This is a genomic window from Curtobacterium sp. B8, assembly GCF_000333315.1.
Taxonomy (GTDB): domain Bacteria; phylum Actinomycetota; class Actinomycetes; order Actinomycetales; family Microbacteriaceae; genus Curtobacterium; species Curtobacterium luteum.
In genome coordinates this window covers 1-8,500 of the sequence record NZ_BACW01000502.1, presented here as the reverse complement: position 1 = coordinate 8,500, position 8,500 = coordinate 1, and the positions used below count along the sequence as shown (strand labels likewise).

The 8,500-nt window shown below is 70.4% G+C and carries 10 protein-coding genes and 1 tRNA gene; 7 read left to right on the top strand and 4 right to left on the bottom strand.

The window, feature by feature from the left end; translation table 11 throughout:
* The coding region (locus I59_RS12945) for a hypothetical protein (RefSeq protein WP_031273774.1) at nucleotides 1-373 on the top strand (373 nt) is incomplete at its 5' end.
* Between the two features lie 69 nt (nucleotides 374-442).
* Complete coding sequence (locus I59_RS12940) at nucleotides 443-1,414, top strand: magnesium transporter CorA family protein (RefSeq protein ID WP_022904228.1); 972 nt, start codon at nucleotides 443-445, stop codon at nucleotides 1,412-1,414.
* A gap of 22 nt (nucleotides 1,415-1,436) precedes the next feature.
* Here I59_RS12940 and I59_RS12935 read toward each other — a convergent pair whose 3' ends face one another.
* Nucleotides 1,437-2,588: an SLC13 family permease gene (locus I59_RS12935; RefSeq protein WP_022904227.1), complete on the bottom strand. Its 1,152-nt coding sequence runs from the start codon at nucleotides 2,586-2,588 to the stop codon at nucleotides 1,437-1,439.
* Nucleotides 2,589-2,682: 94 nt separating this feature from the next.
* Here I59_RS12935 and I59_RS12930 point away from each other — a divergent pair, with 94 nt between their 5' ends.
* Entirely contained in the window at nucleotides 2,683-2,874 is a 192-nt protein-coding gene (locus I59_RS12930; protein WP_022904226.1) for a hypothetical protein, read from the top strand.
* 78 nt (nucleotides 2,875-2,952) lie between these two features.
* Here the strand turns inward: I59_RS12930 and I59_RS12925 are convergent, their stop codons facing one another.
* Nucleotides 2,953-4,119, bottom strand: coding sequence for a mechanosensitive ion channel family protein (locus tag I59_RS12925; protein ID WP_022904225.1), 1,167 nt, complete (start codon nucleotides 4,117-4,119; stop codon nucleotides 2,953-2,955).
* 92 nt (nucleotides 4,120-4,211) lie between these two features.
* On the opposite strand from I59_RS12925, the gene I59_RS12920 reads away from it, so the two are divergent.
* Nucleotides 4,212-5,753: an amino acid permease gene (locus I59_RS12920; protein WP_022904224.1), complete on the top strand. Its 1,542-nt coding sequence runs from the start codon at nucleotides 4,212-4,214 to the stop codon at nucleotides 5,751-5,753.
* A 205-nt stretch (nucleotides 5,754-5,958) separates the two neighbouring features.
* Entirely contained in the window at nucleotides 5,959-6,123 is a 165-nt protein-coding gene (locus I59_RS22910; RefSeq protein ID WP_022904222.1) for a hypothetical protein, read from the top strand.
* A 496-nt stretch (nucleotides 6,124-6,619) separates the two neighbouring features.
* On the opposite strand, the gene I59_RS12905 is transcribed toward I59_RS22910, so the two are convergent.
* Entirely contained in the window at nucleotides 6,620-6,832 is a 213-nt protein-coding gene (locus I59_RS12905) for an SCO4848 family membrane protein (RefSeq protein ID WP_022904221.1), read from the bottom strand.
* Between the two features lie 211 nt (nucleotides 6,833-7,043).
* Between I59_RS12905 and I59_RS12900 the strand changes: the two genes are divergently transcribed.
* Nucleotides 7,044-7,694: a YigZ family protein gene (locus I59_RS12900; RefSeq protein ID WP_022904220.1), complete on the top strand. Its 651-nt coding sequence runs from the start codon at nucleotides 7,044-7,046 to the stop codon at nucleotides 7,692-7,694.
* Nucleotides 7,695-7,823: 129 nt separating this feature from the next.
* On the opposite strand, the gene I59_RS12895 is transcribed toward I59_RS12900, so the two are convergent.
* Nucleotides 7,824-7,899, bottom strand: a tRNA-Lys gene (locus I59_RS12895).
* 100 nt (nucleotides 7,900-7,999) lie between these two features.
* On the opposite strand from I59_RS12895, the gene bcp reads away from it, so the two are divergent.
* Entirely contained in the window at nucleotides 8,000-8,470 is a 471-nt protein-coding gene (gene bcp / locus I59_RS12890) for a thioredoxin-dependent thiol peroxidase (RefSeq protein ID WP_022904219.1), read from the top strand.
* Nucleotides 8,471-8,500: the final 30 nt, after the last annotated feature.

Sequence of the window (8,500 nt, the reverse complement as noted above, 5' to 3'; positions counted from 1 at the left end):
GGTCGGCGCCGCCGCGGCACCGTACGTGTCGTTCGAACCGAAGGCGACCAAGGCGCTCGAGACCGACGCCGAGCAGTACGTCTCGGACCTCATCGACGAGTGCGCCACGAAGACCGACATCGGCTACTCGGACGGCTGCCCCTGGTACGGCCCGTACGACGCCGACGGTGCCGTGCAGTACACGGTGGAAGCGGAGCCGGAGCTCTCGGTCGAGACCTCCGGGAGCGGCTACGTCGAGGTCCGGAGCACGAAGGACGGCACGGTCGCGTACTCGTACCGTGACTACTTCGGCGACGCCCAGAAGAGCGAGGACTCGTTCGACGTCGACGTCTACCTGAAGGTCGAGGACGGCAAGCTCGTCTCCGCCTACTGACGCTGACAGCACGTCCCGCACGACGGCCGGCCTGGGGAACCAGGCCGGCCGTCTCAGTACGCTGGCGTGATGGTCATGACGAGGGCGTGGCGCAACGGCGCCGCCGCGGAACGCGACTTCCCCGTCGAGCGGGTCTCCGACCTGGTCGCCGAGCCCGACACGTTCGTGTGGGTGGACCACACGGACCCGCGTCCGGACGAGCTCGCCGACGTCGAGGAGGAGCTCGGCGTGCACGCGCTCGCGGTGGAGGACGCACTCGAGCGCGGCCAGCGACCGAAGCTCGACCGGTACCGGGAGAGCCTCTTCCTCGTCGTCTACGACGTCACCGGCCGGACCGACACCGGCGAGCTCGTCAGCCACGAGGTGAAGGCCTTCGTCACGAAGCGCGCACTCATCACCATCCACGGTGCCGACGTGGACCTCAGCGACGTCGAGCACCGGCTCGACGCGAGCGCCGACATCGCCGACCACGGCGTCCCCTGGCTCATGTGGGCGCTGCTCGACACCGTCGTCGACCACGCCTCGGACGTCGTGGAGGACCTCGACCAGGCCGTCAGCGCGCTCGAGGACGACCTCTTCGAGCACGGCAGCAGCAGCGAACGGCAGATCCAGCGGCGTTCGTTCGTCCTCCGGAAGCAGCTCGGGGTGCTGCGGCGCCTCGTGGTGCCGACGCGGGACAGCGTCACGTCGGTCCTGCACGGGGACGCGGAGCTCGTGGTGGACGGCATCCGACCGTACTTCCGCGACGTGCAGGACCACCTCGTGACGATCGCCGACTCGGTCGAGCAGCTCCGCGACGCGGTCGGCAGCGTGCTCGACACGAACCTCGGCATCGCGTCGAACCACCAGAACGTCGTCATGAAGAAGGTGACGGGGTGGGCGGCGATCATCGCGATCCCGACGGCGATCACCGGGTTCTTCGGGCAGAACGTGAAGTTCCCCGGCATGAGCCAGTGGAGTGGGCTGTTCCTGTCGCTCGGCCTGATCGTCGCGACGTCCCTCGTGCTCTACCGGGTCTTCAGGAGCAAGGACTGGCTGTAGGGCCCCAGGGGCACGGAGCCCGTCAGATCCGCAGCGCGAGCACCCCGGCCACGACCGTGAGCGGTGCCACGACGCACCCGAGTGCCATGTACCGCCCCCACGACAGGTGCACGCCTTCGGAGGCGAGCCGCGCGTGCCACAGCAGCGTCGCGAGCGAGGCCCACGGGGTGATGAGGCAGCCGGCGTTCACGCCGACGAGCAGCGCCGCGTAGCGCAGTGCCTCGTGCCCCGCCGCCGGCTCGAGCACCAGGTAGGCGGGCAGGTTGTCGATCGCGTTCGCCGCGACCGCCCCGGCGCCGCCGAGGGCCAGGAGCGATCCGGTGCCGGTGCCCCCGGGCAGCGCGTCGACGATCGGGTCGGTGAGCCCCGTGGTGTGCAGGGTCTCGACGACCACGAAGAGCCCGGCGGCGAAGATGAGCGTCGACCACGGCACGCGCGAGATCCGCAGTTCCGACGGCGCGCGGAAGGCGGCCACGACGACGAGCAGCACCGCGGCGACGACCGCGGCGATCCACACCGTGACACCGGCCGTCAGCGCGACGACGAGCGCGACGAGCACGGCGGAGGCGGACCAGAAGAACACCGGGTCCGACGCGCGCCGGACCGACACGGGTGTGTAGCGCCCGAACAGCTTCCCGCGGAAGACGACGAGGAGCACCGCGCACGGGATGACGACCCCGGCGAGCGCCGCCCACAGCATGAGACCGGCGAAGGGGATCGGCCCGTCGAGTCCGATCCGGTCGACCGCGAGCAGGTTCGTGAGGTTCGACACCGGCAGCAGCAGCGACGCGGTGTTCGCGAGCCACACGGTGGTCAGCGCGAACGGCATCGGCGGCAGTCCCACGCGGCGCGCGAGCGTGATGACGATCGGGGTCAGGAGGACCGCGGTGGTGTCGATCGACAGGAACACCGTGCAGACGACGGCGAGCACGACGACCGCTGCCCAGAGTCCGATGGTCCGGCCGCCGCCGACGCGGGCGGCGAGGTCGGCGAGGCGGTCGAAGACCCCGGCGTCCGCGGCGAGCTCGGCGACGATGGTCAGCCCGAGGACGAACCCGAGCACCGGGACCACCCGGTCGGCGAGCTCGGCGAGGTCGGACAGGGGCAGGAGCCCGAGGGCGACGCAGACCGCGCCGACCACGAGCAGGACTCCGCCGATGACGGCCTGACGCACACTGACTCCTCACGAGCGCGCCGGCGCAGGGTGACCGGCGGCGCTCCAATGTAGCGGCCGGTAGCGTGGACGGGACGACCAAGAGGAGGAACCCGTGCGGAAGTTCATGTTCAGCGGTGCCGTGTGGAGCTCGATCATCAGCGGCTACAGCGTGCTCCAGACCACCCGGCAGGGCCCGCGCGACTGGCGCCTCGCGCTCACCTGGGTGGCGTGGCTCGCGACGACGATCGTCGCGATCGGCACGGTCGTCGAGGACGACCGCGCCGTGAAGGCGCGGCAGCCGTAGGTCGCGGACGCGACCGGCAGACGGACGGGAGGCACGTGGCGGGTCCGCCACGTGCCTCCTGTCCGTCCAGGGGCGTGTCTACGGCACGTCGGACGGGCGGACGTCGGAAGTGCGGATCGGACCGGTGAACATGGCGGCGCGGTCGTCGTGCTCGCCGCCGAAGAGGGCGGACGACGCCGCCGTCGACGCACCGGGGCGGCGCGGGGACGCGACGTCCTCGACCATGAGCACCCGCTGCACGGGCTGGGCGTCGGGGTGGGTGCGCTGGATCCAGGCGACGAGTTCCTCGCGGACGTAGCAACGCAGGTCGAACAGCGACGGCGCGTCGTGTGCCGTGACGAGCACGCGGACGTGCACGAACCCCTGGACCGCGTCGGTGACCTGGAGCACCTGCACCCGGCGGTCCCAGAGCTCGGTGCGCTCGAGGATCCGCTCGAGCTCGACCCGCATGTCGCCCGGCCGGACCCGCCAGTCGAGGTCGAACTCGACGGCGCCGAGCAGTTCGCTGTTCGTCCGGGTCCAGTTCTCGAACGGTGTGCTCGTGAAGTAGGTCGAGGGCAGCACGAAGCGGCGGTCGTCCCAGAGGTGCACGACGACGTAGGTGAGGGTGATCTCCTCGATGCGTCCCCACTGCTGCTCCACCACGACGACGTCGTCGACCCGGATCGACCCGGAGAACGCGAGCTGCATGCCCGCGAAGACGTTGCCGAGGGTCGACTGCGCCGCCAGGCCGGCGATGACGGAGATGAGGCCGGCGCTCGCCAGGACGCTGGCCCCGGCGGCCTCGACCCCGGGGAAGGTCAGCAGGATCGCCCCGACGGCGATGATCACGAGCACGGCGACGGTGAGTCGGCGCAGGACCAGGACCTGGGTCTTGATGCGCCGCGCCACGCGGTTGTCCGGGACGTCGGTCCGGTACCGGTGCAGGCCGAGGCTCTCGAGGAAGATCGCCACCTCGCACGCCAACCAGCAGCCGGTGCCGATCACCGCGATGAGGAACACGTGCGAGACGTCGTCCCGCCACGGGTAGGCCCTCGTGTCCGGGATGCTGGTCGCGAACGCCGTCCACAGGAGCGCGACGAGCAGCACCGTGCGGAACGGGTGCTTCGTGCGGCGGGAGAGGACGGCTGCCCAGCGTTCCCGGCGTGCGAGCGACCGGAACACCAGGTGGGTGACGAGCGCCGAGACGGCCGTGACGAGCAGGGCGAACCCGATCGCGACGAGGAGTCGGAGGAGGATGTCCATGCCCTCCATGCAACCAAGACGGCTGTGTCCCCGCTCCAGCCGGGCGGGGTCGTGTGCCACCGGCGGTCGCGGACCCCTGTAGCGTGTCGCGCATGACAGCGCAGAACGACACGGGGACCCGTCGCGCTCCCGCGAACGACTTCTCGCACGAGCAGGAGGGTTACCAGCACGGTCTGAAGCCCCGGCAGTTGCAGATGATCGCGATCGGTGGAGCGATCGGTACCGGGCTCTTCCTCGGGGCCGGCGGCCGGCTCAACTCCGCGGGTCCCGCACTCGCGATCACCTACCTCGTCGCCGGCGTCTTCGCCTTCTTCATCCTCCGCGCCCTCGGCGAGCTCGTGCTGCACCGTCCCTCGTCGGGGTCGTTCATCTCGTACGCGCGGGAGTTCTACGGCGAGAAGTTCGCGTACGCGGCCGGCTGGATGTACTTCCTCAACTGGGCGATGACCTCGATCGTGGACACCACCGCGGTCGCGCTCTACATGCAGTACTGGAAGCCGTTCACCTCGGCGCCGCAGTGGCTCATGGCGCTCATCGCCCTCGTGGTGGTGCTCGCCGCCAACCTGGTCGCGGTGAAGGTGTTCGGCGAGCTCGAGTTCTGGTTCGCGCTCATCAAGGTCGCTGCGCTCGTCGCGTTCCTCGTCGTCGCGCTGGTCTGGCTCATCTTCGCGTTCCCGGTCGAGACCGGCGGCCAGGCGGTGCAGACCGGCTTCTCGATCCTGCAGAACAACGGCGGGGTGTTCCCGAACGGCCTGCTGCCCGCGGTGCTCGTGATCCAGGGCGTCGTGTTCGCGTACGCCGCGATCGAGCTCGTCGGCACCGCCTCCGGCGAGACGCAGGACACCGAGAAGGTCATCCCCCGCGCGATCAACTCCGTCGTCTTCCGCATCGCGGTCTTCTACGTCGGCTCGGTCGTCCTGCTGTCGCTCCTCCTGCCGTACACGTCGTACAAGGAGGGCGAGAGCCCGTTCGTGACCTTCTTCTCGTCCATCGGGAACCCGCAGGTCGGGCAGGTCGTCGGGTCGATCATGAACTTCGTGGTGCTCACCGCGGCGCTGTCGTCGCTGAACGCCGGGCTGTACTCGACCGGCCGCGCCCTGCACTCCATGGGCATGAACGGGTCCGCGCCGAAGTGGACCACGAAGATGTCCCGCGGCGGCGTCCCGTACGCCGGCATCCTGCTCACCGCGGGGTTCACGGTCGTCGGTGTCGTGCTCAACTACTTCGTTCCGTCGCAGGCGTTCGAGATCGCGCTGAACGTCGCCAGCCTCGGCATCATCACGGCGTGGGGCACGATCATCCTCTGCCAGATGAAGCTGCGGAGCTGGGCCAAGCAGGGCCTCGCGAAGGAGCCGACCTTCAGGCTGCCGGGCGCACCCGTGACCGCGTGGTTGACCCTGGCGTTCCTCGCCTCGGTCGTGGTGCTCATGGCGATCGACTGGCCGGTCGGGACGTTCACGATCGCGTCCCTCGTCATCATCATCCCGCTCCTCGTCGTCGGCTGGTTCCTGCAGCGCGACCGGATCCTCCGCATCGCCGCGCTCCGCGAGGGCGTCACCGGGCCCTACCCCGTGACCGGGCGTGACCCGGCGAACCAGGTCCGTCGTGACGGGACGGACGACTCCGCGAAGTGACTGTCCGCGGGCCGCGCCGGCCCGCCTGGACGAACGTGACGGGTCCGGCACCCACCGGTAGCATCGGTGGGTGCCGGACCCGTCGCTCGTCCCCTCCCTGGACCTCCAGCTGACCTGGCGCGGCGTCTTCGGCCGTGTGCGCGTCTTCGACGACCGGGTCACCGCCGAGACGAGCTTCTAACGCCCCGTCAGGACCACCGTCCCGATGACCTCGTTCCGGGGGTGGCGCATCGAGCCGTGCGACTTCGACGCGGTCTGCCTCGAGTTCGTCACCGACGACGACACCTACCGGGTCCTGCTCGACACCTCGGAGGAGTCGATCGCCGACCACGCCTTGCGCCGCGTGCTCGGAGCACCCCTCGGGGACTGACGCTCCCCGCCCCGACCCTGACCCAGCCTCCCGGGTCCCGCATCCCGACCCTCGGACGTCGCGACACGCCGGTGCCGGATGCCGACCGCGCGGGTCCGCTCCTGGTGGAATGCGTCCGACACCCAGAGCAGCTGCCCGGTGCGCACGCGACACCGAGGTCGACGTCGACCGTGGCCGGCCGCTCAACCTGAACCCCGGCGTCGCCGGGCTCCGGGACGGATTCGGGTTCCGGCCCGCAGCCCGGCGACGACGGTCAGGCCGGACGCACACGCTCCCGCGGTGTCTGGTGCTCCGGAGGCGTGCGACGGTCCCGCGGTTCGGTGAGATCGTTGCGGAACGACGGGCCCGCTGTCGTGCGACAGCGGCGGTGTCGTACGACGACGGTCGCGTCGTACGACGCCGGTCCCGCTCTCGTACGACAGGCCCGCTGTCGTGCGACAGCGGGCCTGTCGTCGCACAGCGGCCGCTCCGCCCGCCTCGCGCAGCGGCCGCGCCGTCAGACGAGCAGGAGGATCCCCGCGACCACGGACGCGACGGCGATCACGAGCGCGATCACGACCAGGACGAAGTGCACGCGCCAGAACGTGGTCGGCCGCCCTGCAGCGTCGCGCGCACGGGGGTCCTTCGCGACCCGCTGGAAGAAGCGCGGCCAGGCGACGACGTTGAAGACGGCACCGACGAAGAGGACGAGCGCGGCGAAGACGGTCACACGACGATCCTAGGACGCCACGGTGCTCCGGCCCGGCCCGGGCGAGCCTGCGGACGGGGCCCGGCGGTGCTCGGCCGCCCCCAACGCGGCCGAGTCCCGCGCTCGGGCGCCGCATCTCCTGCAGCTGGTGCCCCCGACCCTACACGCGCCGTTCGATCGCGTCGATCCGACGGCGAGGACGCACGACCCGGCACCGGTAGCCTCGGACGCTGTGAGCACCGTGTACCCGTCGACGATCGCGGCGCCGGTGGAGCACGAGATCGTGATCACGAAGTCCCGGTTCATCACGACCGTGGCACCCGTCGCCGACGTCGCGGACGCCGACCGGGTGATCGCCGGGGTCCGGAAGCGCTTCTGGGACGCCCGCCACAACTGCACCGCGATGGTCACCGGGATCCTCGGCGACCAAGCACGGTCCTCCGACGACGGAGAACCGAGCGGCACGGCCGGGGTGCCCATGCTCGAGGTGCTCCGTCGTCGCGGGCTCACGGACGTCGTCGCCGTGGTGACGCGGTACTTCGGCGGGGTGAAGCTCGGCGCCGGCGGACTCGTCCGCGCGTACTCGACGTCGGTCTCCGAGACCCTCGACCGGGCCGTCCTCGTGCAGCGTCGAGCGCTCACCCGCATCGGGGTCGACGTTCCGCACGCCGAGGCCGGACGGATCGACAACGTGCTCCGCGACTGGGTACGGCACCACGACGCGGTGCTGGGTGACACCGGGTACGGGTCCGTCGCGACGTTCGAGCTCTGGGTGCCGCAGGAGCTGATCGGGGCGCTCCGGGCCGACCTCGCGAGCATGTCGGGCGGGGCTCTGGAGCCGCTCGTCGGGGCAGAACGCGTCGTCGACGTACCGACGGGCTGAGCGGGACGGGAGCGCCCGCGACGGACCTGCCGGATCCGACCCTCGTGAACACGTCGGGCGTGTCGCCCCGCAGCCGCCGCCAGCCCCGGGAACGACGAAGGCCCCGGTCCGTTCGGACCGGGACCTTGCTGGTGCACCCCCTGGGACTTGAACCCAGAACCCACTGATTAAGAGTCAGTTGCTCTGCCAATTGAGCTAGAGGTGCGTTCGCTGCGTTCCGTTTGACCGTGCTGCAACGGGAAACAACAATAGCATGGCTTTCGGGTGCTCACGACCACCGGGCACCACGATCGAACAGGAGCACCATGACCGACCGTCTCGCCGCCGGCGACACCGCCCCCGACTTCACCCTCCCGGACCAGGACGGCACGGAGCACTCGCTGTCCGGGCTCCGCGGGAAGAAGGTCATCGTGTACTTCTACCCGGCCGCGTCCACACCGGGCTGCACGACCGAGGCGTGCGACTTCCGCGACAACATGTCGTCCCTGCAGGCAGCCGGGTACGAGGTCCTCGGCGTCTCGAAGGACGAGCTCCCCGCGCTCAAGAAGTTCCAGCACGAGCAGGCGCTGACCTTCCCCCTGCTGAGCGACCCGGACCTCGCGGTGCACAAGGCGTACGGGGCCTGGGGTGAGAAGAACAACTACGGGAAGATCGTCACCGGCACGATCCGGTCGACGATCGTCGTCGACGAGGACGGCTCCGTACAGCTGCCGCTCTACAACGTGAAGGCCACCGGGCACGTGGCCAGCCTGCGGAAGAAGCTCGGCCTGGTCTGATCACCGGACGCGACGCACTGGAGGCCCGGT

Excerpts from the sequence above, each read along its gene's own strand:
- I59_RS12940 (WP_022904228.1), top strand. The coding sequence starts at position 443 with ATGGTCATGACGAGGGCGTGGCGCAACGGCGCCGCCGCGGAACGCGAC.
- I59_RS12925 (WP_022904225.1), bottom strand. The coding sequence starts at position 4,119 with ATGGACATCCTCCTCCGACTCCTCGTCGCGATCGGGTTCGCCCTGCTC.
- I59_RS12920 (WP_022904224.1), top strand. The coding sequence starts at position 4,212 with ATGACAGCGCAGAACGACACGGGGACCCGTCGCGCTCCCGCGAACGAC.
- I59_RS22910 (WP_022904222.1), top strand. The coding sequence starts at position 5,959 with ATGACCTCGTTCCGGGGGTGGCGCATCGAGCCGTGCGACTTCGACGCG.
- bcp (WP_022904219.1), top strand. The coding sequence starts at position 8,000 with ATGACCGACCGTCTCGCCGCCGGCGACACCGCCCCCGACTTCACCCTC.